We start from the raw sequence: 26,331 nt of genomic DNA, 5'->3' as shown, positions 1-26,331 counted from the left end.
TTTTGGATCAATATGTTGTTTTTAAAAGTCATGATCAATATTTTGCTTTGCCCGTTCAAGTGGTTACCAGGATAATTGAAACTGATGATTTTATTTCATTGCCGGATGTTCCTGATTTTGTATTAGGTGTTTTTGAACATCAAAAACATATGATTCCGATTATTGATTTACGACGCAAATTATTTAATGAATTCACAACCAAGTCCGATGCGGCTAAAGTTATTTTGTGTGATTGGAAAGATCAACATTTAGGGCTTTACGTTGAAAATATAATTGGAATTGAACATTTAAAGGAAACAGATTATGAAAAAGAATTGACTCAAGCAGATTTAAAACATGATTATATTGGGAAATTTTTAAAATTGAAAGATCAAGTAGTAATTTCATTAGAATTGGAATTCTTGTTTGATAATCAACAATCAGAAAATTTGACATCAACAGTTGAGAAATTTGAAAAAACCGAGGAAAACGCCAATGTCGATAAGTCCCAAGCCGATTGAGGTAAAAATCGGAATTGCAGACTATCAGATTAGCCAAGCTCCTAATCAGTTAATAACTGTTGGTTTAGGTTCTTGTATTGGAACTATCATTTATGATGAGCACACTAAGATTGGCGGTTTAAGTCATATTATGTTGCCTGATAGTAAGCCATTTGCTAAGCGACCAGATTTAAATCCAGCCAAATTTGCTGATTTAGCACTTCCGTTAATGGTAGCAGAATTGAAGAAAAAAATACCTTATCCTCATTTTAAGGCGAAAATGGTTGGTGGTGCCAATATGTTTAATTTTAAAACAAGCTCTGCAAGTCAAAACATTGGTATGCGAAACAGTGCAGCTGTTAAAGCAGCGTTGCAAAAATTAAAAATACCATTAGTTGCATCTCATGTTGGTGGAAATAGCGGAAGAACAATGGTTGTTGACTTGAACACTTTTCAAGTTACAGTCAAGATTGTTCATCAGGAAACAGTGTATTTATAAGGACTGGTCGTTTATGAATGTTTTAATTGTTGATGATTCTGCTTTTATGCGGAAAGTTATTACTGATTTTGTAAAAAAAATTTCTTGTGTTAAAAATGTTGATTTGGCACACGATGGGCAAGAAGCGTTTGAAAAAATAAAGGTAAATAATAATATCGATTTAGTGCTAATGGATGTAGAAATGCCTGTGATGGATGGATTGACTGCGTTAAAAAAAATAAAAAATTTTCAACGTAATTTACCGATCGTAATGCTCAGCGCGCTGAATAATCGTCAAGTAACCATTGAAGCACTTGAAGCTGGAGCTGCTGATTTTATTGAAAAGCCGGTTAATTTATTGAATATTAGTCAAGATTGGGTAGCAGATTTCAAAGCTAAGATTTTAATGGTTGGAGATAAAAAAAATCAACTTCAAAGTATGGCTCAGGATTCTACTGACAAGGCTCCAACCAGTATTAATTCACGTCCAATGCCAAGGATGATCAATGCTTTGGTAATCGGTGCGTCAACAGGCGGTCCCAAAACTTTGCTAGAAATTATTCGCAACTTGCCACCAGTCTTACGGATTCCGATTTTTATTGTGCAGCATATGCCGAAGGGCTTCACAGCATCTTTTGCGCAGCGCATGAACTCAGAAACTGCCTGCACGGTGGTTGAAGCAAAAGATGGGATGCCAATCCAACGTCAAGTTTATCTTTGCCCGGGCGATTATCATATGACCTTAGAAACTGGGAAAATAAAACTGAATCAGTTACCAAAACTTCACGGAACACGACCAGCAGTTGATTATCTTTTCATGTCTGCGGCTGAAGTTTATCGAGCAAATTTGGTAGCTGTTTTGTTGACTGGAATGGGTAGCGATGGTGCCAAAGGAATGGCGGAGATTCAACGCCTAGGTGGATATAATATTGTCGAAAATGAGGAAAGCTGTGTAATTTTTGGAATGCCCGGCAGCGCAATCGAATTAGGTGTAGTTAACGAAGTCTTGAGTTTAACTACTATCAAAAAAAGAATTAATCAGATAACTAGGTGAGGTAAATGGAACTAAATTTTGATTTTTTTAATAGGTGGGTCCAAATCAAACTAGGTATCAAGCTTTCTGACTACAAGCAACGTCAAATGCAGAGAAGAATTGGAAATATTATGCGCGAAACTGGAGCGCAAACTTTGGAGGAATATGCTCATATTCTGGAAAGAGATAAAACAGCTCGTGAAGCTTTTGTAGAACATTTGACAATTAATGTTACCGAGTTTTACCGCAATAAAGAATTATTTAAGAACTTTGAAAAACAATTATTGGAAACAGTGATTCCAAATGTTTCAGCTCCTAAAATTTGGAGTGCGGCTTGTTCAGATGGAGCTGAACCGTATACTTTGGCAATTATCGCTGAAAAAAATCATTTATTAGGAACGAAGATTGTTGCAACGGATATTGATGATGACATTCTAAAGAAAGCTCATGCTGGAATTTATCGTAAAGATCAAGTTAAGAATCTTTCTTTACAAGACTTAAAAAAATATTTTGATCAAGTTGATGATAGTCATTATCAGATTAAACAATTTTTAAAGAAACGCATAGTTTTTAAAAAACAGGATCTATTAAAAAATATTTATGAACAGGATTGTAACGTAATTGTTTGCCGCAATGTCACAATATATTTTAAACCGGAAGTTCGTGATCAAGTATATCAGAAATTTAGTGAATCACTAGCCCCGGGAGGCATTTTATTTTCAGGAGCAACCGAAGCAATTAATTTTCCTGAACAATTTGGGCTTCGAAAAATAGATTCCTTCATCTATCAAAAAGTATAAACCAGAAAGGGGCTGAAACTAATGGATGATAACAGTGCTTATCGTGAACTTTTTTTTGAAGAAAGTGAAGATAATCTTCAAAAACTGAATGATAACGTATTGGAATTAGAAAAAGAACCAGATAATAAGGATTTGATCAACGAAATTTTTCGGGCGGCTCATACACTAAAGGGTAGTTCAGCAACAATGGGTTATGATGTTATGACGAAACTTACCCATCGCATGGAAGATATTTTTGATTTATTTAAGACCGATAAATTAAAAGTTAATGGTGACCATATTTCGCTGATTTTTAAATGCCTGGATAAATTAACAGAATTATTAAATGATTTACAAGATGACAAAGAGCTTAGTGAGGACCAAATCAGCGAGTTAATTACTGAATTAAATAAAGTAGAAACGAGTGCAACTGGTAAAGCAGTCGAAGATACTCCAACGGAAAGCAGCCAGGAAGCTAAAAAGCCGCAAGTAAAACTTGATACAGTTTTTGCAAGCCTAGAAGAACCTGATTTAGATGTCGTTAAGCAAGCAAAAAGTTCAGGCCATAATGTTTTTGCCATTGCAATTCGGTTAGATCAAGGCACCTTATTAAAGGGCCCACGAGTTTTCTTGATCATGCAGAAGCTTGATGAAGAAGGTGATGTTGTTCATACGGAACCAACTGCTGATTTATTGGAAAATGGTAATTTTGACACGGATTTTAAGTTGATCTTTGTAACGAATAGTTCATTGGATGAAGTTAAGTCAATTATTAATAGCAGCAGTGAAATTGATCAAGTGATCATTGAAGACTTTGATGGCGAAAAAGCAATGAAAGCGCAAGAAGAGCGCAAGAAGAATCCACCAACTCCGCAAAAAGCTCCAGCTAAGCCGAAAGCTGCTGCATCAGCTAAAAGTGTTGCTAAAAAAGCTAAAAGCGGTGCCCCAAAACATGAAACGGCACATCATCCACGTAATCAATCAATTCGAGTTGATCTTGGCCGGTTAGATCGTTTTTTGAATTTAGTTTCAGAATTGGTTGTTTATCGCAATCAAATGGAAGACTCAAGTCACCGCAATGATTTGGATGGAATTAAAGATTCGTTGGAACAAGTTTCCAGGTTAACGTCGGAGCTACAAGATTTAGTACTTCGAATTCGAATGCAACAAGTTAGTTTGGTCTTCAGTCGCTTCCCAAGGATGATTCGGGATTTAAGTCGTGATTTGCATAAAGAAATGGATCTCGTAATTATTGGTGAAGATACAGAACTTGATAAAACGGTAGTTACTGAATTAGGCGAGCCGTTGATCCATTTGTTACGTAATTCAGCTGATCATGGAATTGAGGATCCAGAGACACGTGAAAAATTAGGTAAGCCCCGAAAAGGGACGATAACTCTTTCTGCCTATCAAGAGGGAAATCAAGTTATTATTACTTTGGAAGATGATGGCAAAGGAATTGATCCACAAGTTATCAAAAAAAGTGCTGAAGAAAAAGGCATTAATACTGAAGGAATGTCTGAGGATGAATTAAGATTGTTGATATTCCATCCTGGATTTTCAACTGCTAAAAAGATAACTAATATCTCTGGACGTGGCGTTGGCTTAGATGCTGTCAAAACCAAGATTACCGGTTTGGGCGGTTCAATTGAAATGCGCAGTCAGGTCAATGTTGGCTCGAAGTTCATTATTAAACTGCCGCTAACTTTATCAATAATTCAAGCATTAATGGTCAAAATTGGTAATGAGAACTTTGCAATTCCATTAGACGTGGTTGAAAAGGTCGTAATGCTGGATGAAAGTGAAATCATTTCAACGGCTGAAAATGAAGTTTATCGTTATCAAGGCGGGATAATTCCAATTATTAGAACAAATGAGTTACTGAAAATTAAATCTACTGCCGAGGATAAAAAGTTTGCGATTATCGTTAAGAGTGATCAACAGTATTTTGGAATTTTAGCTGATCAATTGATTGGACAAAAAGAAATTGTTATTAAGAAGATTGATCCAGTTTTACAAAAAATCAATCGTTATCAAGGCGCAACGATTTTCAATAATGGATCAATTGCACTAATTTTAGATGTTAATGCATTATGCCAAGGTAAAGGGAAAGTTAAATCATGAAATATACTGATTTACAAATCGATGGATTGCGTGAAATAATCAATATTGGCGGCGGGAATGCTGCTACAAGTATTTCTAAGATGGTTAGTCAAAAAATTGATATGAAAGTTCCAGAGGTTAAAATTTTGACGTATTCCGAATTGTATCAAAAAATATTAGCTGATGATGTTGAAGTTTACGCTGTAATTAGTAGAATAATAGGTAAATATGCGGGAGCAATTTTGTTTATTGTAACCAATGAAGCTGTTGATCAATTGTCTAGTCTAATACTAGGGAATGCTGATCAGCAAGAGCAGCAAGTAAAACTTTCAGCGATTAGTGAATTATCGAATATTGTTTCAAATTCATTTTTAAATGCAATTGGCAAAGTAATAAATGCTCAGTTAATTTCGTCACTGCCACAAATTACTAATGATTTCTTTGGGGCAATAATTAGCAGTGCTTATATGGCATTTGATAATTATGATGAGCAAGTTATGGTAATTCGAAATGAATTCTCTTATTCGAAGCAAAAATTAGATGCTTCATTATTCTTAATTCCCGAAGAGGGTGTTTTGGACAAGATGATTGAATCATTAGGAATTTGAAAGGAGTATATAAAAGTGGGAAAAAAGATATTAATCGTGGATGATGCGGTGTTCATGCGAATCAAATTGAAAGATATTTTGGAGAAAAATGGTTATGAGGTGGCTGGAGAGGCTCAAAATGGGAAAGAAGCCATCGAAAAATATCAAAGCGCCAGTCCAGATTTGGTTACCATGGATATTACCATGCCGGAAGTTGATGGAATTCAAGCTTTAAAGAAAATTCGTGAAATCGATGGCAATGCCAAGGTTATTATGTGCAGTGCGATGGGACAACAAGGCATGGTTATGGATGCGATAAAAGCTGGAGCAATTGATTTCATTGTTAAACCATTTGATACGGAACGGGTTATTAAGGCTGTTGATAAAGCACTTTCGTAAACTGCGGGGAGATGTAGCAAATGCAGATGATTTTATTTAAATTGAATCAACAGTATTATTTGATTTCAGCAGCTTCAGTTGAAGAGGTAATTGATACAGTTGAAATTACCCCAGTTCCTTTAGCACCTAGTTGGGTTAAAGGATTGATTAATTTGAGAGGGGCTGTGATGACAGTTGTTGCCTTTTCAGATTTAATCAATATGCCAGCTCCTAAGGAAAATAAGAACATTTTGATTATGAAAAAAGATGATCAAAGAAAAGGCTTATTGATTGAAGAAGTTATTGAAATTCTGAATGTTGATTCTTCTAAGATTGTTTTAAATAGTGATAGTAAGAAGAAGAACCCAGATTATTACTCTGGGGTAGTTTCTTTTCCTGATAAGGTTGCCAATGTTATTGATATTAATAAAATTATTTTTTAAAGCTTAAGGAGGAGTTGTTATGGATCAGGTATTGTCCCAGCAAGAGATCGATAAATTGCTGAAGGCTATGAACAATGGTGAAATTGATCAAGAAGAAATTGAAGAACAGACCAATAACACTCCTAAGATCAAGCCCTATGATTTTAGAAGGCCATCTAAGCTTTCTAAAGAATATGTCAATACATTGCATATGATTTTTGAAGATTTTTCTAAAATGGGGACTAATGTGTTATCTAACCTATTAAGAGTAAATGCTACACTTCATTTAGCTTCAATTGAACAGATCAGTTTTGATGAATTTATTCACTCAATTCCTCGAATAACTTTAATTGGTTTGTTTCATTCTAAACTTGTCGAGAAAGATTCACCGATGAAGGGAATTCAAATGGTTGAAATGAATCCGCAGTTGTGCACTAAATTGGTTGAATTATTGTGCGGCGGTAGTGAAAACCAGGTGAAGGAAGATCAAAACAATGAAGCAGAAGTTGATGAAAAAAAATTTACTGACATTGAGTTGGCGATTCTCAAAGGCGTACTGGAAGAAGTAGGACAAACTTTTCAAAACTCTTGGAAAGACATTGTGAAAATCAAGACGTTTCTGGATAGTGTTGATGTTAATCCGCAGTTACTTCAAAGTATGTCACCAAATGAACCAGTAATTTTGACGACTTTTTCATTAGACATCGGAGAGTTTAAAACGTTTTTAAATATTTGTATTCCTTATGTCTTCTATGAAGGTATCAGCGACAAACTAAGCTTTAGAAATTGGTTTGATTCAAGCCAGAAGCTGAGTGAAGATGATGAGCGCGCGCTACAACGTGGCTTAGATAATGTTTTAATAAATATGGAAGTTAGATTAGGAAATGCAAAAATGGAGGTATCCGATTTACTTCACCTTGAAGTTGGGGATGTAGTCAAGCTGAATTGCAAAACTGTCGACCCACTTCCTACTTATGTGAACGGTATGCCGTATTATTATGCCAAACCTGGCAAAAAAGATGGTAATTTAGCAATTGAGTTATTAGATAAGTTGGAAGGAGACACAGAAAATGAGTGATAGTTTATCGCAAGAAGAAATAGACAAGCTAATGCATGGCAATGGCAATGATCAGACTACATCTTCGAAGGAGGAAGCGGCCACTGCAGCTCAGAAGCCTGAGGCAACAGGTAAAGAGAATGCCCAATCTGCAACAGCTCAGTCAAATTTAAAAGATGAAAAGACAAAGCAAGATATTATTGGTGAAGTCGGAAATATTTCAATGTCACAAGCTGCAACAACCCTATCTTCAATTTTAAATCATCGAGTCACCATTACTACTCCGCATGTTACCAAGGTATATTTTAAAGATTTGATTGCAGGGATTACAACACCCAAAGTTGCTATGACGGTTGCTTTTAAAGAGGGACTTGTCGGAACAAACCTAATGTTGTTGAAAGTTAAAGATGCAATTATAATTGCTGATTTGATGATGGGTGGCAAAGGAGAGCCTAAATCTGATCAATTTACCGAAATTGAATTGAGCGCTGTTTCAGAGGCGATGAATCAAATGATTGGTTCAGCGGCAACAGCGATGGCGACGATGATTAATCGAAAAGTCGATATTTTACCACCAGATGTTAAGGTGTGGAAAGAACCGCAAAATATTACGTATGATAATATTGATAACGATCAACAAATTTATCAGATCTCGTTTTCCCTAGATGTTGAAGGCTCGATTCACAGTGAAATTATGCAAATCTTTACTGAGGATATGGTGGAAGATATTGTAAGTTCGATGATGGCGGATAAAGCTGAAGTGGTTAAGCGGGATCAATCCCAAACACCAGCCAAACCGATTGAGCAGGCGCCACAGTCAACTCAGGCAGCTTCAAATTCGGTAACGCAAAATAATAGTTCAAATTCCAAATCTAACAAAGCAATTATTAAAGAACAAACAGCTGATACTTCAAATCAACAAGCTAATGTTGATATTAGTAAACCTGAATTTCAAACTTTGAAAGAAGAAAAGGTTGAAAAGGGAGATAATCTTGATTTAATTTTAGATGTTCCGTTAAATTTAAGTGTCGTTTTAGGTAGAACTGAAAAGACAGTTCGAGATATTTTGTCTTTTAACTCTGGGTCGGTAATCGAACTTGATCGTTTAACGGATGAGCCGTTAGATATTTTATTAAATGGTAAATTAATTGCGACTGGTGAAGTCGTTGTTATTAATGAAAATTTTGGTATTCGGATCACTAATATTGTTTCCCAGCGTCAGCGCATTGATCATATGGGTTAACTTTAAACAGATTTAAGGGCAAAAAGGTTAAATAAAGTGTTTAACTTTTCTTGAGTTGTCCGATAATATAAAGTGATGAATTCAAGGAGGGACAAAAATGAAAATTGAAGGTAATTACAAAAATAACTTAAATGTTAAATTTCAAGATTCCCAGTCCCTATCAGCTTCTAAAAATACAGTTTCAAGAACAACTGAAGGCAATGAAGCAGAAAGCAATGTTACATTATCTTCAGCAGCTAAGAGTATTTTGCAAGGTGAAAAAGAACAGGTTGACACTAAAAAAATCGCTGCACTTAAATCTGCTGTAAAGTCAGGTAATTATGATCTTTCAGCCGAAAAAATTGCTGATGGGATGTTAAAAGAGTTCGATTGATGAGGAATCATTAAATGAGTACAAAAGAATTTGAAGAAAATTTAAAGAATTTTTACAAGCTATTGTTACAAGAAAAAGCTTGCTTAGTAGCCGGACAGCCTGAGAAATTATTAAAAATTGTTGATCAGAAAAGGGAGTACATTAAACCTTTCCAAACTTTCAATGATCAACTAACGCCGGTTATTAAGAATCTTATAAAAAAGGTTCAGCAACAGCAGCAGGAAAATCTCTTGTTGACCAAACAATCGATAGGTTTTGAAGAGATGCTATTAAAAACCATTCGTAACAATCTAAAAGAATCAAATTTAATTTACTCGAAGGATCCACACAAAAAAGGTAATGATGATATTTCTTTAATTGATTGGCAAGCTTAAGAAAGGAGGCAGAAAGATGGGTTTATTTGGTGCATTAAATGTTTCTAGCAGCGGCTTAAGTGCTAACCAAGCAGCTTTGGAAACAAGTGGTAATAATATTGCCAACGTTAATACTGATGGCTATTCACGACAGGAGGTTGACATGGAAGAGCAGCCAACTGTTTATATGGCAGGAACAGGCAATATGGGAACTGGTGTTAATGTTAAGAAAGTTACTAGGGATGTTGATGACTATGTTCGTTCAGAAGTCAGAGATGCTAACTCTAAGGAAGAGTATTATTCAACTGAATCAACGGAGCTAGGTGATTTGGAGGACACTTTGAATGAACCTTCTGATAATGGTTTGACTACTCAGTTATCTACATTGACGACAGCTTGGAATACGTTGGCTAGTGACCCGGACTTGAGTACAGCCAAAGCAACGGTCGTAGAAGATGCAGCGACCTTTACTGATTCTCTTAACCAGGTAGCAAAGGACATTACCAGTCTGCAGACAAATATTACAAGCACCTTGGCGGAAGATGTTAGCAGCTTTAATAGTGATATTGATCAGTTACAAACGATTAATAAACAAATTTATACATTGGTTATTCAAGGTCAGACGCCTAATGATTTGTTAGACGAACGGGATTCTTTGCTAAAAGACGCTTCTACCTATGCTGGAATTACGACTTCTTTCGATGACTATGGACGGGCAAGCATTTCAATTGATGGACAAAGTATTTTAACAGCTGACAGTAAAAATTCGTTAAGTGTAGTTACCGCAAGTACGAGTAGTGGATCAACAATTGCGAAAGATGGAGATACCAACGAAGGTTTAGAGCAAGTTAGCGATGATTACGATACTAATACGCTTCTGCTGACGTCGACTGACAGCAGTGGAAATACTTCATATAGCACTCTTAGCATTAGTGAAGGGAAAATTGGTGGCTTAGTTGATGCTAGTAGTGAAATTGGTTCAAGATTGCAGGAGTTGAATAACTTTGCGGAAACCCTTGGGAAAGCTGTTAATACTGTTTATACTGATGGGGCAAGTAGTACAGCAGGCTTTTTTGATTTAGGTAGTGATGACAATTATGCCGAAAATATTTCAGTTAATTCTACATTAGATAATAATCCTGATTTATTAAAGTCGGGGACTTCAACTGCCTCAGGTGATAGTTCGATAGCAACAGCAATGGTAAATTTAGCCGATGCCAAGTTAGATTATCCAATTACTGCTAGTGAGCTAAGTTCGTTTGATAGTTCAACATTGTCATTTACTTCCTCAAGTACCGGCACAACTTTTTCAGAGGCATATAGTAATATAGTTACTAAAAATGCTATTTCAAAAAATCAGGCCGACACTTTAGCTAGTTCACAAAGTACGGTTTTGACGACCTTGGAGAATCAAGATCAATCAGTTTCAGGAGTTTCTTTAACGGAAGAAATTTCAGATATTATTCGTTATCAGCATGGCTATGAGGCAAATGCCAATGTTTTGAATACTATTTCAGAAATGTTAGATACATTGATTAATAAGACTGGAGCGTGATTAATGTGAGGGTTTCAGATAAAACAATTTATACTAACTTTTTATCAAGCTATGAAACCAGTGCTACTAAAATGCAAAAAACTTTAGAGCAGCTTTCAACTGAAAAACAAGTTAATTCTGCTTCTGATGATCCAGTGGCTGCTTCTCAGATTATTAATTTAAAATCAGCAGTTGCTGAAAATAGTATGTATGCCTCAACTATTAGTAGTGCAACTTCTTGGAATGAAGCGCAGGATTCAGCACTTGAGTCAATTAGTGATGTGATGTTACGCATGAGAACACTGGTTGAAGAGGCTGCCAATGGTACGAATACCACAAATGATGACGCAACAATTAAAGATGAGGTTCAAGAGGATATTAAGCAAGTTGTTTCAACGCTGAATACTAAATTTGGTGACAGTTATTTATTTGGTGGCGAAAATACGACTACTCAGCCGTTTACATTAGAGACGGATGATGATGGAAATATAACTGGTTTGACATACAACGGAACTGATCAAAATTTGAGCAGACAAATTTCTGATGGTGTATCAGTAGATTTATTTGCTAACGGGAGTAAGTTTTTAACAGCTAGTAATAGTAGTGATACCTCAAGTACAACGACGACATTAGGTTCGTATTTTGGTAATTTAGTTTCCGCCCTTAATTCTGGGGATCAGTCTGCTTTAGGTAGTGATTTATTGGGTGAAACTGATGATTTTCGTGATAATTTTGTTAATATTCGGTCGACAATTGGAACATTAACAGATCGGCTAAATTCAGCAGCCAGTGTTAATAGCAGTCAGCAAACTAACTTAAAAGAAAGCTTGTCTAATGTCCAGGATGTTGATATTGCGTCAGCTTATACGCAATTCGTTCAGGAAAAAACTGCCTATCAAGCAACCTTAGCTATGGGGTCGAAAATCATGCAGTTAAATATCTTGGATTATATGGATTAGATTTGGGATTTATCATAAGTTAATCATAAAAATAGATTACAATTCATCATATTGCTAATGGTGAATTTTTTTTTGGAATTTACAGCATTACCGCGATTAATGATTTTATGTTTTTTTTTTGAAAACTATTAAACTACCTAAGGACCAGCCGATAAATATAAACAGAGGGGGACCTCAGGAAACGAATTTAATTAATAAAGATGGAGGAGTTTATCATGAGAATTAATACAAATGTCTCAGCAATGACTACATTGCGTTATTTAAATCAAGCAACGGATGCTAAAAGTAAAGCCTTGACAGAATTGTCTTCTGGTTCAAGAATTAATAGTGCTTCTGATGATGCTGCTGGATTGGCTGTTTCAGAAAAAATGAAGGCACAAATTGGTGGGATTGAACAGGCTGAAAACAATGCTCAAGATGGTGTTTCATTAGTTCAAACTGCTGAAGGTGAAATGAGTGAAACACAATCAATTTTGGACCGGATGCGTGATTTGGCAGTTGAAAGTGCTAACGGTACCTTGACAAGCTCAGACCGTAGCTCTATTAATGATGAATTTTCACAATTAACTGATGAAATTAATCGTTTAGCTGGATCAACAACCTTTAACACCCAGAATTTAGTTTCTGGAACAACAACTAATACCTTTACATTCCAAATTGGTGCTAATACTCAAGCAGATAACCGAATTACCGTAACAATTAGTGCTATGGGGACTACAGCTCTGGGAATTAATTCGATTTCCATTTTATCTGCAGGTAGTGCTGTTAAAGCAATTAGTGCAATTGACGGTGCTTTAGATAAAGTATCTGGTGCGCGGGCAACCTTAGGTGCGGTTGAAAACCGTTTGAGTTATGCTATTAGCAACTTGGAAACTTCTGATGAAAATACTTCAGAAGCTAATTCGCGGATTCGTGATGTTGATATGGCACAGGAAATGACCGAATATACGAAAGAAAACATTTTGACACAGGCTGCTACAACAATGTTGTCGCAAGCTAATTCAATGCCAAGTACAGCGTTGACACTGTTACAGAATCTTTAATTAGATTAAGGGCCGTTTACTGTAAGGGGGTATACGGCTCTTATTTATACATAGGGTAAAACCTTTTATTTTACGAAAGAGGGTAGAATAATGGGAGAAAAACATATTGTACCGATTGAACCAATTTCAGAAATCTCTAAAAATACGTTAGCGAACTTTAGTCGCCAGTTAGCTGATTTACAGGCTAAAGCCAATAAAGTTTTGCAGACAACTAAATCTGCTGATAGTAATTTAGATTTACAGTCAGCCGATACCAAGAGTAGTCTTGATAAAACCCAGTTAACTAAATTAGTTGAAAAATTAAATCAGCAATTGCAAACAGATAATATTACTGCTAGATTAAAAGTAGATACTGATTCGGGTAAAATTTATATTCAAATCATTAATAAGAAAACTAAAGCAGTTCTTGAAGAAATTCCTTCGCAGGAAGTTTCTGGTGAAACAGATAATATAATTGATAAGAAAGGATAGTGATTAATGATGTCTGGTCTGACAATTGATGGTATTAGCTCAACTTTAGGGCAATATTCTGGGGTAACAGCTGGAACAATTGAAAAGTTGTTGACGGCTAGTTCAATTTATCAAAGGAAAACTGATACAGAAAATGAAATAACGGAAATTGAAAATAAGGAGTCAGCTTGGAGTACGATCAATAGTGAACTGTCAACTTTTTTGGATAAGGTTGAGGTTCTTCAGTCTGATGATACTTATTTGACTAAAACCGCGACGTCTTCTGATTCAAGCGTTGCCACGATTTCAGGAACTACCGCTGCGGCCGAAGATAGTTATGATTTGAAAGTTGATCAGTTAGCAACTGCGACTAAAGTAACTGGTAGCAAATTGGACGTGACCGGCACCAAGACGGCATTAAATATTGCTGGGACATTGACGCTAACTAATTCTGATACAGATTCTCAAAGTGCCAGTGTTACAATTAGTTCAACTGACACTTTAAAATCGCTTGCCCAAAAGATTAATGCATTAACAAATGATAGTACTGATTCCAATGGTAATGCAACCGAGGGTACTCACATTAAAGCCTCAATTGTAGACAATCGGTTAGTTTTGACGAGTACAACTCAAGGAGCTAATACAATTAGCCTTTCAGGAGAGGATAGCAGTGGGAATGAACTGGCTGATGATTTAGGGCTTGGTTCTCAGGCAACGACTTCGACTGGTCAGTCAGCAATTTTTGAATTAGATGGCATGACAATTACGCGTAATACTAATACGGTTACTGATGCTGTTGAAGGAGTAACTTTTAATTTAAATCAAGTAAGTGACGAAGATGTAACCTTATCATTGACAAATGATACTTCAAATATTGTTTCAGCTGTTCAAGATATGGTTTCTTCATATAACACTTTGATGAGTACGATCAAAGATGATTTAGATGTGGGAGATCCAAGTTCATCTTCTAATACGACAGGACCTTTAGTTGGCGATAGTGAGTTAATGTTACTAGAAAGTTCCTTAAGTAGTATGGTAACCTCTTCAAAGGTATCTGGCAGTTCATTAAATGCGACTGACCTAGGAATTTCTTTTAGCGATATTAAAGGAACATTAAGTGTTGATACTGATAAACTGGAAAGTGCAATTTCGAAGGATGCCACGGCCGTTAAGAATTTCTTTTATTCGGCCAAAACAACTTCAGATGGCAATTATGTTATTTCGACTTCAGGATATACCTCGGATTTATCAGATTTAGTTAATAAATATATTTCGACAGACTCTCTGCTGGGAACTAGTATCATTGGTAATATTCAATCGAGTTATAAAAGCCAGGTAGAAGAACTCAATGATCAGGTGGATACTTTTGATGATCAGTTAGATACTCTAAAAGAACAATATATTGAAAAGTATACGGCACTAGATGAAGCAATTATGGAAGGCGAAGAGGAACTAAGTGAGTTTACGAGTGCAAGTTCTTCATTATCATCTTGATGAAGGTTTGAGGTTACTAAAATGAAAAATCGAACACAGGAATTAACAGGAATCTTACAGTTGTTAAATGATTGGGATAAAACGGTTGAAGATGCGGATAGAATCTTTAAAACAATTAAAGAAAAACTGGCAAACAAGGAACTTTTAAAACGATTGACTGCAAATGAGAAAACGATTGTTGCGCAAATTGCCAGCGTGTATCAAAGAATTATTGCAGAATTGAAATTGCAACGAATGTCGGTTAAAAGGCAACTTTTAGAATTGACTTATTCCCGTGATAAAATGCATACTTATTTAAATCAGCAACAACGCCGATATCCTTTAATCAATTTAAATTATTAGGAAGGTTGTTAATTATGGGTTATCAGGAAGTTAATAATGATTATTTAAGAACACAAGTTATGAGTGCTTCGCCGGTTAAAATAATTGTCATGTTGTACGAAGGTGCGATTAAAAACATGAAGATTGCTAAATTGGCAATTGAAGAAAAGGATATAGTGCGAGCTCATCAGAATTTGCGTCGCGCACAAGATATTATTAAAGAATTAAAAAGCTCGGTTGATCTCAATGTTGAAGGCGATGTACCAGAGCATTTAGTTAGATTATATGAATATAGTAATAATCAGTTGGTAACGGCTAATTTGACTAAAAGTACTGAACCAATTGACAATGTAATTCATATTTTGTCTGAATTATTGGATTCTTGGAAGAAGTTAGCAGAAAATAACTGATTTAATTAAAAGGTTAAGAGGAAGCATAATGGTAAAAAAAGAGAGTCAACAATTGACAACTTATATTAAGGAAAATCAACGTCCTTATAGTTGTACACTATCAGTCTCGTTACTAGTATCAAACCGGATTGATACTATCAAAAATTGTTTAGATTCCTTGCAACCATTGCTAAATCAGGTTTCTAGCGAATTAATTATTGTCGATACGGTTGGTCAAGAACAAAGCGATGGGTCATTAGCAATTGCCGAAAAGTACGCAGATCAAGTAGTTCACTATAAGTGGAATAATGACTTTGCAGCGGCGCGAAATGTCGGTTTGGACGTAGCAAAGGGCGAATGGTTTCTATTTATTGATGATGATGAATGGTTTGAAGATGTAACCGAATTAGTCAAGTTCTTTAATAATAAAAATGAAATGCAGCAATATTGTTCATTAGCGTTTCACAAACATAATTATTTAAGCGTGGGCAATACTAACTATAGTGATATTATGGTTACGCAATGTACGAGATTGTTTTATGATACGAAATTCCATCATCCAGTTCATGAAAATTTACAACCGGTAGTTTTACCGATCAAACATGTCAGTTGTTTCGTTCATCACTATGGTTATGCTAATGGACGTTTAGGGAAAAAGCTTGAGCGTAATGAGTCGATTATGCTGGCAGACTTAAAACGTGAACCGCAAAATATGCATTTGTGGGCACAACTGATTTCAAGTGCTGAAATTTCAAATATTGATGAACGCCAAAAAATGTTGTTGCGAATTGAACAAGCTTCAAATGAGTTTGTTAAAATGCCTAGTAAAGATAGTAATGCTTTTGTAAATTTTTTTGTGATTTTTTGTCGAAAACTAGCGGCATTAGCTTATGAAAAAAATTGGAGCAGTGTTATTCGGCAGGGCCAAAATTTTGAAAAAGTTTATGGGCAAAGATTAACCGGCTTTCAGTTTTGTGCACTGGATTATTATCTTTGCCAAGCATTAGTTAATAATATCAGAATCAATGATTCACTTAAGATTGCTTGGGATATTTTACAGGATTATTTAAAGAATTTAGAGCGGGTGGAAAATGATCCTAATAAAGATTTAGCAAATTATACACCATTTCTGCAAAATAAGGTTGGATATGTTCCTTTTTATGAATTGTTGTTGCCTTTACTAGAAATTATCAGGCAGGATAAAGATTGGCTTAAAATTAAGTCCATGATTCGCGAGGTACCGCTGTATCATGCAGGGGACAAGGCTGGAATAATAATTAATTTATTCGTTGAAGCGATTTTGCAGTTTGATCATTCCCAGTCAGAAATGCAGTTTCTGTATAATGAAATCTTCGATAATCAGGAAGGCTCAAAAGCCGAACAGATTGCGGCCTTTGCAGCAGTAATTAGAAAACATAAACAAGATCCTGAAAAAAGGCAAAAATTGCAGCTATTGTTAACTAAGTTAAAGGGAAACAGTACTTTTCTCGAAATTCAAAAAGCAATTGCTTTTGAAAGTAATGAAAAGGAATTTTTAAGCAGAATCAATAATCTTAAAAAGAATTTTGTTATCAATGATCAGCTTGACTGTGAAGAGTTGGTGCCATTGCTAATTAAGCATCAGCTTGATCCAAGTTTTGTTGTAACGAAGCTTTCGTATGACCGTTGGAATCAAGCAGTTCAAACTATTGGGGCAACTTATCTCCTGAAACACGATACAGTATTGCCCTTTATAACCAAAATAAAAGAAATTTGGCCAGCCTGTCCAGAACGCGAAATACTAGTAATTGTTTTAAGAAGAGCATATTTATTTAATAACTTTACGACTATTGATGAAATAAAAGACCAGTTGCCGTTTTATATTGAAGATGCATTACAGCTGGGGCAACAAATATATAGTTCGGAATTATTTGAAAATGCAGCCGGTGAGAAGCTTTTACCAAGTGAGTTCAAGTTTGTCTTGCAAATGAAACAAGCTCTTGAATACGAAAAGCAAAAGAATTATGTTGCATATCTCAAAAAGTTACGGCAGGCACTGAAAACTTCACCGAATTCAAGTTACATGATTAGCAAATTAAAATGGCAGGTAGCAATTCAAACTACTAAACAAGATAAAGCCAATCAAGAGTTTCTGATGTTAGGTAAACAAGTTAAAAATCAAATCATGCAATTGCTGTTAAGCGGTCAAAGTCAAGCGGCTTTGCCTTTAGTTAAACAATTAGCGCAATTGATGCCAAATGATCCAGAGACTAAGGGCTTGTTACGTGAAGTTTTAAAAAAGCAATGAAAAAGACTGTGTGGTAACAGTCTTTTTTTTTAGAAAGGTAAATTGTATGAAACTAAATCTATCAATTTGTTTAATAACAAAAAATGAAGTAGCCAATATTGAACGATGCCTTGCATCAATTGAGAAGATTGCCCAAGAAATTGTCGTTATTGATACTGGTTCTACAGATCAAACTAAACAGCTTTGTCAGCAATATACCAATAAAGTATTTGATTATCAATGGCAAGATGATTTTGCAGCTGCGCGAAACTTTGCCATAAGTAAAGCTAGTCATGATTTTATTTGGATGCTTGATAGTGATGAACAGGTAGAAGAAATTGACTTACATGCAGTAAATAAGTTTATTGAAAATTCTGATGGACGAACAGTAGGCAGAATTCTTCGAAAAAATTATACATCATTTAATTCCGCAAAGAATACGCAAATTAAGACTGAAAGAATCAATCGAATTTTTCCTAAAAAGTATTTTAAATATTTTGGCCGGATTCACGAACAAATTGTCCCGACTGATTCGTCCGTTAGTTCAAATAAGCCAATCGATTTGCCGGTTGAAATTGAACACTTTGGCTATCAGTTGCCAGCCGTTTTAACAGCAAAAGCTAAACGTGATTTGAAATTGCTAAAGCTTGAGTTAAATGATCAACCGAACGATCCATATATCTTATATCAAATTGGCAAAAGTTATAATATTTTGCAAGAGAATCCCTTAGCTGTAAGTTATTTTCAAAAAGCCTTGGCGGCAGCTGATGATCCGAGAAAAGATTATGTTTATGATTGTGTTGAAACCTTAGGCTATGCTCTGAATAAAATTCACCAATCAAAATCAGGAATAGCTTTATTGAATCAATATCCCTTATATCAAAAATTAGCAGATTACTGGTTTTTAATGGGGATTTTGCAAATGAATGCGGCGCTTTTTCAACCAGCAGTCAGTTCTTTCTTGCAAGCAACCAAGTGTCAGCATTGTCATACGATTGGCTGCAATAGTTTTTTAGCAAATTACAATCTTGGAGTTATTTACGAAGTACTAGGGAATCAAGCAATGGCTCGAGATTACTATCAAAAATGTGGTGATTATGGCTTAGCTCAAAAGGGTTTGCAGCGAATCAGAAAAAAATAAGCTTAAATTATTCATTAATTGACCGATTTGTATCTTTAGAGTTCATAGTATATTAAAATTGTTAATTTGTTGTGCAAAATTAGTTGAGTTTAATCAAGTGTCTATGATGATAATGGGGAGAACACAGATGATTTTTTTAAAAAAGAAGAAAAAGATCTTAGATTTATTAAATGCTACGGTAGATATGGTTGCTTTATTAGAGCAAGAAATTAATTTGAATTCAGCACTAGCCAATTGTATGAAGGCGATTGAAGTTGTTGCTGACTCAATTGAAGGTGAACTGGATTCAAAATTTGACACGGTTTTTGATGATTTGCAGGTAGTTCATGATACTTTGCAACTAATTTATCAACAAAGGGTAGCTTTAAATCTTGATATAACGCAAAAACTCCAGCTTATGGTTGTCTCAATCAGAGATGATTTGAATCAGGCGATCCCAGTTAAATTGAACATTGCTTTTATGCCCTATAAAGTAACGATGTGGGATAGTTTAGCTTCAATTTATGAAGCTGCCAAAAAGGATCCAGCTTGCGTGGCTAAAGTCATTCCAATTCCTTATTATCAGTTGACTAAAGAGCGGGCAATTCCAACTTATGAAGGGAAGCTTTTCCCTCAAGATGTCCCCGTAACCTCTTATCAAGATTACAATTTGGCTAAGGAAGAGCCAGATATTATTTTCATTCATAACGCTTATGATCAGTTTAATACAATTACGCGTGTCGACGAACGCTTTTTCACTTCGAATTTAAAAAGATACACTGATATGTTGGTGTATGTGCCATATCATATTACAGGGTTTGGAAAGCTGCAGGGTGATGCTCAATATATTACTTATGCAATCTCTACAATTAAAAATATTGACAAAATTGTCGTTGCTGGCCAATTTGTTAAAGATGCAGCTGTTAAATATGGCATACCAGCAGAAAAGGTATTGGTATTGGGATCTCCTAAGATGGATGCCGTATACAATGCAACTAAAAAAGGAAAAACCATTCCCAAAAAATGGGAAAAACAATTACAGGGAAGGTTTGTTTTTGCTTTAGATACCAACTGTATGTATTTAGTAAACGATCCTTTTAATGGCTTTGCCTATATTCAACAGGTTTTTGATGCAGCCCGGATGTTGCCAAATTGTGCAGTTATTTGGCGACCGCATCCTTTAACTAGAATTTCAATTATTCATTATATTCCACAAATGTTAAAACAATATGATCAAATGGTAGCTGAAATAAAAGCTCATTCTCCAATGTATCCAAATATAGTTTTTGATGATGGCCCAGAATATTTATCGTTTTTTAACGCGTCAGATGCTTATATTTCTCAACCAAATTCTTTAATGGCCTTATATACGGTTACAGAAAAGCCGATAGTTGTAAATTCGCATACCTTGGCTGGCAGAATATTATTACCTGAGAAAGCATTTTATCAAATTTATGATTCAGAATTCCCTTGGCATAAAATTGCCAATAATTTAGTCAGGGGAATTGATCCTAAAAAAAGCTATCGGCTTAACTTGGCCAGCCAAATCTATAGCTATACGGATGGAACAAGCGGTGAAACGATTTATCGAGAAATTAAACGAGAAGTTATCTTAAAAACAGCGGGTGAAACTAAATGAATTTAGCGTTAATTATTGCTGGCGGTGTTGGTCGGCGGATGCATCAAGATATTCCTAAACAGTTTTTAACAATTGATAATCGACCAGTGATTATTCATACGCTTGAAGCTTTTCAAAAACATCCTAGTATTGACGTGATCACGGTTGCTTGTGTTGCTGGCTGGGACAAAGTATTAGAAGCTTATGCCAAACAATTTAACATTTCAAAATTAAAATATATTGTTCCAGGTGGGAAAAATGGTCAAGATTCAATTCGTAATGGATTATTTGAATTGGAGAAGCATTTTAAAAAAGATGATATTGTTCTTATTCATGATGCGATTCGACCACTGGTTTCAGAGGATATTATTTCAGATTGTATTGTCACGGCACAAAAATTTGGCTCCGCAATCGCGACTATTCCTTGTCGAGAAGCAATGATGGAAACAACTGATGGTCAAAAATCAGTCGGCAGCTATCCTCGTGAACAATTATTACGAGCACAGACCCCGCAAGGTTTCCACTTAGGCAAAATCTGTGAGATGCATCGAAAAGCATTAAGAAATGGAATTACTAATTCTGTTGCTTCATGTACATTGTTTTCTGAACTTGGTGAAAATGTGCATTTTTCACTAGGCTCTGAGAAAAATATAAAATTAACAACAACTGATGATTTAGAAATATTTAAAGCATTGCTGTTAGTAAAAAAATCAGAGTGGTTAAAACACTAAAATGGGGAAATGCTGATGAGAACTGAGTACAAATTATATCAAAAAGATTTAAAAGTTGCTCTTGAAAATTCACTAGGTATTAATCAACTAGCAGGAAAGTCAGTCTTAGTAACTGGTGCAACCGGCACAATTGGGTCTTTTTTAGTTGATGAGTTTCTAATGTTCAATCAACTACATGATAAAAAAATTTCAATTTATGCAACAAGTCGAAACCTTAAACGTTTAAGAGAGACCTTTCATAATGAAAGCACGTCGCAATTACATTTTGTGGAATTTGATAATTTGAATCCGGTTAGGTTTAATTTTAAAGTGGATTATATAATTCATAATGCTGGTAGCTCATCCCCTAAAGCTTTTAACCAAAATCCAATCGGCACGATTATGGGGAACGTGACAAGTACATATAACCTTTTGCAATATGCTGATCAAAGTAACGTTAAGCGGTTTTTATATATTTCTTCTGGAGAGGTTTACGGACAGGATAAAATGGCTTCTCAAGGCTTTAGCGAAGGGCATACTGGTCATGTTGAACCACTCAGTGAACGTTCTTGTTATCCTAACAGTAAACGGTTATGTGAAACTCTATGTGCAGCTTTTGCTGAAAAAAGATTAATCAATGTTGGTGTTGTGCGCCCTTGCCATACATTTGGTCCTAAAATAACTAATAATGATAATCGAGCACATGCACAATTTCTGAAAGCTGCGTTATTTGAAGATTCAATAACGCTTAAAAGTTCAGGCAAACAGTTACGCTCATACTGTTACATTGCTGATTGTGCAGCTGGTATTGTGACTGTATTATTAAATGGAGAAAAAAATTCTGCCTATAATATAGCTAACCCAGACGCTGTTACAACTATCCGTAACTTTGCCGAGACAACCGCTAGAATTGCTGGTAAAAAAGTAGATTATATAAATGCGGAGCCGAATAAAAATGATTCTCCAATTCAACATCAAGTTCTGGATCCGAGTCGTTTACAAAGTTTAGGATGGCATAGTCACTTCACTTTAGCTACAGGGATTGAACATACTTTAAAGATTATGCAGCAGGAGAGGGATAGAAATGCTGGAAGACTTAAAGAGACAAGTTTATGAAGCAAATATGCAATTACCACGTTTAGGACTGGTAAATTTTACCTGGGGAAATGTTTCTGGAATTGATCGGGGGAAAGGCTTATTTGTTATTAAACCTTCAGGTGTTCCCTATGAGAAATTAAAACCGTCTGATTTGGTGGTGGTTGATTTAAATGGAAAAGTGATTGAAGGGGACTTACGACCGTCTTCAGATACACCGACGCATGCAGTTTTGTATCGTCATTTTTTAAAAGTAGGAGGTATTACTCACACACATTCTCCATGGGCGGTTAGTTATGCGGCAGCTGGCCGGGGAATTCCAGTTCTTAACACTACACATGCTGATACATTTTACGGCGAGGTTCCAGTTACAAGAAACTTAACAGCTAATGAAATTCAGGGTGATTATGAAAAAAACACGGGCAAAGTTATTATTGATACTTTCAAAAAACAGCACTTATCTCCAGCAGCAATGAAAGCAGTATTGGTAAATCAACATGGACCGTTTACTTGGGGAAAGAATGCAAGTGAATCAGTTTATAATGCGAAAGTTTTGGAAGTAATTGCTGAAATGAATTACCATACTTTGTTACTGAATCCTGCTATTAAACCAGTGAGTCCGCAGCTGTTAAATAAACATTATTTACGGAAGCATGGCAAAAATGCATATTATGGTCAGAAAAATAGGTTGGGTAAAAAATGAATTATTATATTGAAGAGCAATTTTATTCAAAAAGCCGAACTTTTAAATCTGCCGCGTCAAAAGCTAGAACGGATATTGAGAGTATTTTTTCAAGTTTGAAATATCAGCCAATTAAGATTGAAATTATCCCTCGCAAGGGAAATATGGATTATGTTTCAACAAACTTAAAGAATCATTTTCAAGTAATGTTATTATGGAATGCTGCAATCCAAAACGTTAAGCAGGGAGATCGACTTTTCATACAAATTCCCTTGCAACAGCATTCAATTTTTTTGAGTGCCGTCTTAAAGAGGCTTATTAAAAAAGGCGTTGAAGTCATCACGGTGATTCACGATTTAGAATCAGTTCGAGTGGTTAAGCGAGCGGACATTTCGGCTGTTAAAGCTTATATTCTCAAAAAAGAAGAAAAATTTTTTCTAAAATGGAGTTCAAAATTAATAGTTCATAATGATTCTATGAAAAAAGATTTGATAAAAAAAGGAGTCTCAGCAACCAAGCTGATATCGTTGCAAATATTTGATTATTTAATGCCTGATTATGATACGCAGATAATGGATAAGAAGTTTGATCGGTCGCAGCCAATTATTATTGCAGGGACGTTGAGACCACATAAAGCCGATTATGTTTATCATTTGCCAGCAATTTTAAACTTTAATTTATATGGTGTTGGATATATTAAGAATGATCTGCCAAATATTAGGTATAAAGGTGTTTTCAACCCTAATGAACTTCCATATCATTTGCAGGGAAGTTTTGGATTAGTTTGGGATGGAAACAGTACTCAAACCTGTTCGGGAATTTATGGGGACTATCTAAGGATCAATAGTCCCCATAAACTTTCGCTGTATTTAGCTGCTGGAATACCAGTTATTGTTTGGAAAGAGGCGGCGGTGGCCAACTTTGTTATGGTAAACAATTGTGGCTTGGTAGTTAAAAGTTTATTAGAGATTAAATCTAAAATAGATGCTATGTCTGATGAGGAATATAGCGGAATGAAAAAAAATGCTAGAAATGTAGGTAAATTACTTAGATCTGGGTTAGTTTTAAAAGAGTTGTTGAATCAGTTGGGATAACATTATCTTAGTTGATTAAATTACTAGTGTTTTGCTCGAAAAATTGGAGAACTTAGGTGCGAGCTCTTCTAAGACTAATGGTTAATTTTGAATTACTAAATGAAATTGAAAAATGACCTCAATTTTTATTTTAGGAAGTGAACTTATGAAAAAATGTATTATAGGGATACCTATTTATAAGGATAATTTAAATGATACAGAAAAAATTTCATTACAACGAATAAGTCAATGTTTCAAAAATGAAGAGATTGCGTTTATTGCACCAATCAGTTTGAAATTTGATTTTACTGAGATACTTTCAGAGTATCAGATACGGCGCTTCCCAGATCATTTTTTCAATAACCGCAGAAGTTATAGTCAATTACTGTTATCAACTACTTTTTATGAATCATTTAAAGACTATGAGTATTTATTAATTTGTCAATTAGATGTATTTGTATTTTCAAATCGTTTAAATGAATTTTGTAATTTAAATTATGACTATATTGGAGCACCAATGTATTTCCCGTTTGGAGCAGATGTCGGAAATGGCGGCTTTTCACTTCGGAAAATTACTAGTTGCATTAGGATGCTAAAGATGAGAGATCAAATATATTTCAATAATCCTTGGCAACTTAGTCTGGAAATGATGGAGGACCAGTTTTTTTCTTACTGTGGTATAAAAAAGAAATTAAATTTTAAGGTTTCAAATGTTGAGCTGGCAAAAAGGTTTGCTCTGGATGCGTGTTTTGAAGTTAAAGATAAGAAGACTGAAAAAAATATTCCGTTTGCAATACATAAGTTTAATTTTATTTCATTTTCATGGAAAGAGAAAATTACTGAATTAGGTTTTAATTTGTCTGAAATTACTTTAAAAGAATGGAAAAACTTTAAAAAGATGCCGAACAAATGAAGATTTGCTTTTGGGAGTATAAATTGTATCAATCCCCAAATTTATCAAAAATAAAAGCAAGCTTCAAGAAGATATTTCCTAAGAAAGCTGTGGCATTATGGGGATATGGAACTAATGGTAATCGATGCCAAAACTTGTTCAAACTAGCAGGGATAAAAATATCATGTATCTATGATAATGCTTTTTCATATACAAAGTACGAGAATGGGACACTGTACACAAATTTTTATCAAACAGGTTTAAAAAGAGATTATCCGATATTGATTTCAACGTCGTATTATGAGAATGAAATTTCTGAACAGTTGACTAGTTTAGGGTTTAAAAAAAATCAGGACTTTTTTTTGTTTAGCGAAATTGAAAAGGCAGTATTGAATGAGTACTTTGATGAAGATTGAAATTTAGAATGGGGTATTGTCTTGGATAACTCAAAAATTGGTGCTTTAATTGTAACTTATAATCCTGAAGTTTCCAAACTTCTTTCAAATATTAAGGCTATTTCGCCACAAGTTGACAGAGTAGTAGTTGTAGATAATGGATCAATTAATTATAAAAATATAATCGAAGTTACGAATGGCCTTAATAGTGAAATGATTAATTTAGGGAAAAATTTGGGAATTGCAGCTGCACAAAATAGAGGAATGTCCTTTTTTTTTGATAGAGGTTTTGATTGGGTTATGACACTTGATCAGGACAGTATTGTGCCACTTAATGCAATAAATGAGATGGAGAAGTCACCGAAATTTCAAGATTCCTCTACAGGAATCCTGACAATGCAATATTTTGATCCAAATTGGACAAAACAACAACAGCAGCAGAAACTAAAACCAATTGATGCACCTGATGATTTACGTTTGAGAGTTATTTCGTCAGGAAATTTAATTAGGACAAAGGTTTGGAATTTAGTCGGAGGATTTGATGAATGGATGTTTATTGATCAAGTAGACTTTGACTTTGATGCTAAAATGACAATTTTAGGATATAAAATTTGGAAGTTAAATAAATTGGTCATGCAACATGAAATTGGGAGAGTCATTAGTAATGAGACACTGTTAATCAGACTCTTAAGACTTCCTCCAGAAGAATTGCTTTATAATCATTCCCCGATTAGAGAGTACTATATAAATCGTAATTTAATTGTCTATTCAAAAAGATATCAAAGCTATCCCAAATTCGAAAGATTTAAATTAAACATTTACGATAATATTCTTTTAACTAGGAAGATATTGTTGTATGAAAAACCTAAATTAAAGAAACTTTGGTTTGCTTTAAAAGGTATACTAGCAGGAATTAGATATAATCCTGATAAAGATGATAGTTTTTTAAGGTTTAAAGATAAGATCGTTAAAATCGATAATTAATTTAAGATTATTATAGCCCTG

At 34.9% G+C, this 26,331-nt stretch carries 29 protein-coding genes; all 29 read left to right on the top strand.

Annotated features, from left to right (window positions below; all coding sequences use genetic code 11):
• Nucleotides 1–2 precede the first annotated feature (2 nt).
• The 29 genes from ON15_RS05755 (at nt 3) to ON15_RS05615 (ending at nt 26,310) form a co-directional block, all read left to right on the top strand.
• The gene (locus ON15_RS05755) at nt 3–500 is read left to right on the top strand and encodes a chemotaxis protein CheW (protein WP_010580533.1); all 498 of its coding nucleotides are present in this window, start codon (nt 3–5) and stop codon (nt 498–500) included.
• On the top strand, nt 475–978 hold the full coding sequence (locus ON15_RS05750; RefSeq protein ID WP_010580532.1) for a chemotaxis protein CheD: 504 nt from the start codon (nt 475–477) through the stop codon (nt 976–978). The genes ON15_RS05755 and ON15_RS05750 overlap by 26 nt, the downstream gene beginning before the upstream one ends.
• Before the next feature lie 13 nt (nt 979–991).
• A complete protein-coding gene (gene cheB, locus ON15_RS05745; protein ID WP_010580531.1) occupies nt 992–2,011 on the top strand; it encodes a chemotaxis-specific protein-glutamate methyltransferase CheB in 1,020 nt (339 codons plus the stop codon).
• A 5-nt stretch (nt 2,012–2,016) separates the two neighbouring features.
• The gene (locus ON15_RS05740) at nt 2,017–2,790 is read left to right on the top strand and encodes a CheR family methyltransferase (RefSeq protein WP_010580530.1); all 774 of its coding nucleotides are present in this window, start codon (nt 2,017–2,019) and stop codon (nt 2,788–2,790) included.
• 21 nt (nt 2,791–2,811) lie between these two features.
• Nucleotides 2,812–4,893 carry a chemotaxis protein CheA gene (locus tag ON15_RS05735; RefSeq protein WP_010580529.1) on the top strand — a complete coding sequence of 694 codons (2,082 nt, stop codon included), beginning with the start codon at nt 2,812–2,814 and terminating at the stop codon, nt 4,891–4,893.
• Nucleotides 4,890–5,480 (top strand): chemotaxis protein CheC, encoded by a 591-nt coding sequence (locus tag ON15_RS05730; RefSeq protein WP_010580528.1) that lies wholly within the window; start codon nt 4,890–4,892, stop codon nt 5,478–5,480. Before ON15_RS05735 ends, ON15_RS05730 begins: the two co-directional genes overlap by 4 nt.
• A gap of 15 nt (nt 5,481–5,495) precedes the next feature.
• Nucleotides 5,496–5,858, top strand: a complete 363-nt coding sequence (locus ON15_RS05725; protein ID WP_010580527.1) for a response regulator — start codon at nt 5,496–5,498, stop codon at nt 5,856–5,858.
• A 20-nt stretch (nt 5,859–5,878) separates the two neighbouring features.
• Nucleotides 5,879–6,280 (top strand): chemotaxis protein CheW, encoded by a 402-nt coding sequence (locus ON15_RS05720; RefSeq protein ID WP_010580526.1) that lies wholly within the window; start codon nt 5,879–5,881, stop codon nt 6,278–6,280.
• Nucleotides 6,281–6,299: 19 nt separating this feature from the next.
• Nucleotides 6,300–7,337 (top strand): flagellar motor switch protein FliM, encoded by a 1,038-nt coding sequence (gene fliM, locus ON15_RS05715; RefSeq protein ID WP_010580525.1) that lies wholly within the window; start codon nt 6,300–6,302, stop codon nt 7,335–7,337.
• Nucleotides 7,330–8,559 (top strand): flagellar motor switch phosphatase FliY, encoded by a 1,230-nt coding sequence (gene fliY, locus ON15_RS05710; protein ID WP_010580524.1) that lies wholly within the window; start codon nt 7,330–7,332, stop codon nt 8,557–8,559. Before fliM ends, fliY begins: the two co-directional genes overlap by 8 nt.
• Nucleotides 8,560–8,656: 97 nt before the next feature.
• On the top strand, nt 8,657–8,932 hold the full coding sequence (gene flgM, locus ON15_RS05705) for a flagellar biosynthesis anti-sigma factor FlgM (protein ID WP_010580523.1): 276 nt from the start codon (nt 8,657–8,659) through the stop codon (nt 8,930–8,932).
• Nucleotides 8,933–8,946: 14 nt separating this feature from the next.
• Nucleotides 8,947–9,306 (top strand): flagella synthesis protein, encoded by a 360-nt coding sequence (locus ON15_RS05700; protein ID WP_010580522.1) that lies wholly within the window; start codon nt 8,947–8,949, stop codon nt 9,304–9,306.
• Nucleotides 9,307–9,322: 16 nt separating this feature from the next.
• Nucleotides 9,323–10,840 (top strand): flagellar hook-associated protein FlgK, encoded by a 1,518-nt coding sequence (gene flgK, locus ON15_RS05695; RefSeq protein ID WP_010580521.1) that lies wholly within the window; start codon nt 9,323–9,325, stop codon nt 10,838–10,840.
• 5 nt (nt 10,841–10,845) lie between these two features.
• Nucleotides 10,846–11,778: a flagellar hook-associated protein FlgL gene (gene flgL, locus ON15_RS05690; RefSeq protein WP_010580520.1), complete on the top strand. Its 933-nt coding sequence runs from the start codon at nt 10,846–10,848 to the stop codon at nt 11,776–11,778.
• 215 nt (nt 11,779–11,993) lie between these two features.
• Complete coding sequence (locus ON15_RS05685; protein WP_010580519.1) at nt 11,994–12,821, top strand: flagellin N-terminal helical domain-containing protein; 828 nt, start codon at nt 11,994–11,996, stop codon at nt 12,819–12,821.
• A 90-nt stretch (nt 12,822–12,911) separates the two neighbouring features.
• Complete coding sequence (locus ON15_RS05680; RefSeq protein WP_010580518.1) at nt 12,912–13,292, top strand: flagellar protein FlaG; 381 nt, start codon at nt 12,912–12,914, stop codon at nt 13,290–13,292.
• A 6-nt stretch (nt 13,293–13,298) separates the two neighbouring features.
• Nucleotides 13,299–14,765, top strand: coding sequence for a flagellar filament capping protein FliD (gene fliD, locus ON15_RS05675; RefSeq protein ID WP_026049506.1), 1,467 nt, complete (start codon nt 13,299–13,301; stop codon nt 14,763–14,765).
• A 21-nt stretch (nt 14,766–14,786) separates the two neighbouring features.
• Entirely contained in the window at nt 14,787–15,107 is a 321-nt protein-coding gene (locus ON15_RS05670; protein WP_010580516.1) for a hypothetical protein, read from the top strand.
• Nucleotides 15,108–15,121: 14 nt separating this feature from the next.
• Nucleotides 15,122–15,496, top strand: coding sequence for a flagellar export chaperone FliS (gene fliS / locus ON15_RS05665; protein ID WP_010580515.1), 375 nt, complete (start codon nt 15,122–15,124; stop codon nt 15,494–15,496).
• Nucleotides 15,497–15,524: 28 nt separating this feature from the next.
• Nucleotides 15,525–17,762: a glycosyltransferase gene (locus tag ON15_RS11250; RefSeq protein ID WP_010580514.1), complete on the top strand. Its 2,238-nt coding sequence runs from the start codon at nt 15,525–15,527 to the stop codon at nt 17,760–17,762.
• A gap of 46 nt (nt 17,763–17,808) precedes the next feature.
• On the top strand, nt 17,809–18,882 hold the full coding sequence (locus ON15_RS05655) for a glycosyltransferase (RefSeq protein ID WP_010580513.1): 1,074 nt from the start codon (nt 17,809–17,811) through the stop codon (nt 18,880–18,882).
• A gap of 127 nt (nt 18,883–19,009) precedes the next feature.
• Entirely contained in the window at nt 19,010–20,500 is a 1,491-nt protein-coding gene (locus ON15_RS05650; protein WP_010580512.1) for a CDP-glycerol--poly(glycerophosphate) glycerophosphotransferase, read from the top strand.
• Complete coding sequence (locus ON15_RS05645) at nt 20,497–21,210, top strand: IspD/TarI family cytidylyltransferase (protein ID WP_010580511.1); 714 nt, start codon at nt 20,497–20,499, stop codon at nt 21,208–21,210. Before ON15_RS05650 ends, ON15_RS05645 begins: the two co-directional genes overlap by 4 nt.
• Before the next feature lie 15 nt (nt 21,211–21,225).
• Nucleotides 21,226–22,305, top strand: a complete 1,080-nt coding sequence (locus ON15_RS05640; RefSeq protein ID WP_010580510.1) for an NAD-dependent epimerase/dehydratase family protein — start codon at nt 21,226–21,228, stop codon at nt 22,303–22,305.
• Nucleotides 22,274–22,987, top strand: a complete 714-nt coding sequence (locus ON15_RS05635; RefSeq protein WP_010580509.1) for an L-ribulose-5-phosphate 4-epimerase — start codon at nt 22,274–22,276, stop codon at nt 22,985–22,987. The genes ON15_RS05640 and ON15_RS05635 overlap by 32 nt, the downstream gene beginning before the upstream one ends.
• Nucleotides 22,984–24,060, top strand: coding sequence for a galactofuranose transferase (locus tag ON15_RS05630; RefSeq protein ID WP_010580508.1), 1,077 nt, complete (start codon nt 22,984–22,986; stop codon nt 24,058–24,060). Before ON15_RS05635 ends, ON15_RS05630 begins: the two co-directional genes overlap by 4 nt.
• Nucleotides 24,061–24,205: 145 nt before the next feature.
• The gene (locus ON15_RS11245) at nt 24,206–24,952 is read left to right on the top strand and encodes a DUF5672 family protein (RefSeq protein WP_010580507.1); all 747 of its coding nucleotides are present in this window, start codon (nt 24,206–24,208) and stop codon (nt 24,950–24,952) included.
• Entirely contained in the window at nt 24,949–25,347 is a 399-nt protein-coding gene (locus ON15_RS05620; protein ID WP_010580506.1) for a hypothetical protein, read from the top strand. The genes ON15_RS11245 and ON15_RS05620 overlap by 4 nt, the downstream gene beginning before the upstream one ends.
• 21 nt (nt 25,348–25,368) lie before the next feature.
• The gene (locus ON15_RS05615; protein ID WP_010580505.1) at nt 25,369–26,310 is read left to right on the top strand and encodes a glycosyltransferase; all 942 of its coding nucleotides are present in this window, start codon (nt 25,369–25,371) and stop codon (nt 26,308–26,310) included.
• The last annotated feature ends 21 nt before the right edge of the window (nt 26,311–26,331 follow it).

This window comes from Liquorilactobacillus vini DSM 20605 (assembly GCF_000255495.1).
GTDB classification, from domain to species: domain Bacteria; phylum Bacillota; class Bacilli; order Lactobacillales; family Lactobacillaceae; genus Liquorilactobacillus; species Liquorilactobacillus vini.
The sequence above is the reverse complement of the archived record's forward strand: the minus strand, read 5'-3'. Positions and strand labels throughout refer to the sequence as shown.

Coding starts and splice junctions, on each gene's coding strand:
- ON15_RS05700 (WP_010580522.1), top strand. CDS start 8,947: ATGAGTACAAAAGAATTTGAAGAAAATTTAAAGAATTTTTACAAGCTA.
- ON15_RS05735 (WP_010580529.1), top strand. CDS start 2,812: ATGGATGATAACAGTGCTTATCGTGAACTTTTTTTTGAAGAAAGTGAA.
- ON15_RS05750 (WP_010580532.1), top strand. CDS start 475: ATGTCGATAAGTCCCAAGCCGATTGAGGTAAAAATCGGAATTGCAGAC.
- ON15_RS05720 (WP_010580526.1), top strand. CDS start 5,879: ATGCAGATGATTTTATTTAAATTGAATCAACAGTATTATTTGATTTCA.
- ON15_RS05650 (WP_010580512.1), top strand. CDS start 19,010: ATGATTTTTTTAAAAAAGAAGAAAAAGATCTTAGATTTATTAAATGCT.
- ON15_RS05620 (WP_010580506.1), top strand. CDS start 24,949: ATGAAGATTTGCTTTTGGGAGTATAAATTGTATCAATCCCCAAATTTA.
- ON15_RS05630 (WP_010580508.1), top strand. CDS start 22,984: ATGAATTATTATATTGAAGAGCAATTTTATTCAAAAAGCCGAACTTTT.
- ON15_RS05655 (WP_010580513.1), top strand. CDS start 17,809: ATGAAACTAAATCTATCAATTTGTTTAATAACAAAAAATGAAGTAGCC.
- fliY (WP_010580524.1), top strand. CDS start 7,330: ATGAGTGATAGTTTATCGCAAGAAGAAATAGACAAGCTAATGCATGGC.
- fliD (WP_026049506.1), top strand. CDS start 13,299: ATGATGTCTGGTCTGACAATTGATGGTATTAGCTCAACTTTAGGGCAA.
- ON15_RS05645 (WP_010580511.1), top strand. CDS start 20,497: ATGAATTTAGCGTTAATTATTGCTGGCGGTGTTGGTCGGCGGATGCAT.
- ON15_RS05730 (WP_010580528.1), top strand. CDS start 4,890: ATGAAATATACTGATTTACAAATCGATGGATTGCGTGAAATAATCAAT.
- flgM (WP_010580523.1), top strand. CDS start 8,657: ATGAAAATTGAAGGTAATTACAAAAATAACTTAAATGTTAAATTTCAA.
- ON15_RS05680 (WP_010580518.1), top strand. CDS start 12,912: ATGGGAGAAAAACATATTGTACCGATTGAACCAATTTCAGAAATCTCT.
- ON15_RS05685 (WP_010580519.1), top strand. CDS start 11,994: ATGAGAATTAATACAAATGTCTCAGCAATGACTACATTGCGTTATTTA.
- ON15_RS11245 (WP_010580507.1), top strand. CDS start 24,206: ATGAAAAAATGTATTATAGGGATACCTATTTATAAGGATAATTTAAAT.
- ON15_RS05640 (WP_010580510.1), top strand. CDS start 21,226: ATGAGAACTGAGTACAAATTATATCAAAAAGATTTAAAAGTTGCTCTT.
- ON15_RS05670 (WP_010580516.1), top strand. CDS start 14,787: ATGAAAAATCGAACACAGGAATTAACAGGAATCTTACAGTTGTTAAAT.
- ON15_RS05635 (WP_010580509.1), top strand. CDS start 22,274: ATGCTGGAAGACTTAAAGAGACAAGTTTATGAAGCAAATATGCAATTA.
- flgK (WP_010580521.1), top strand. CDS start 9,323: ATGGGTTTATTTGGTGCATTAAATGTTTCTAGCAGCGGCTTAAGTGCT.
- ON15_RS05740 (WP_010580530.1), top strand. CDS start 2,017: ATGGAACTAAATTTTGATTTTTTTAATAGGTGGGTCCAAATCAAACTA.
- cheB (WP_010580531.1), top strand. CDS start 992: ATGAATGTTTTAATTGTTGATGATTCTGCTTTTATGCGGAAAGTTATT.
- fliM (WP_010580525.1), top strand. CDS start 6,300: ATGGATCAGGTATTGTCCCAGCAAGAGATCGATAAATTGCTGAAGGCT.
- ON15_RS11250 (WP_010580514.1), top strand. CDS start 15,525: ATGGTAAAAAAAGAGAGTCAACAATTGACAACTTATATTAAGGAAAAT.
- fliS (WP_010580515.1), top strand. CDS start 15,122: ATGGGTTATCAGGAAGTTAATAATGATTATTTAAGAACACAAGTTATG.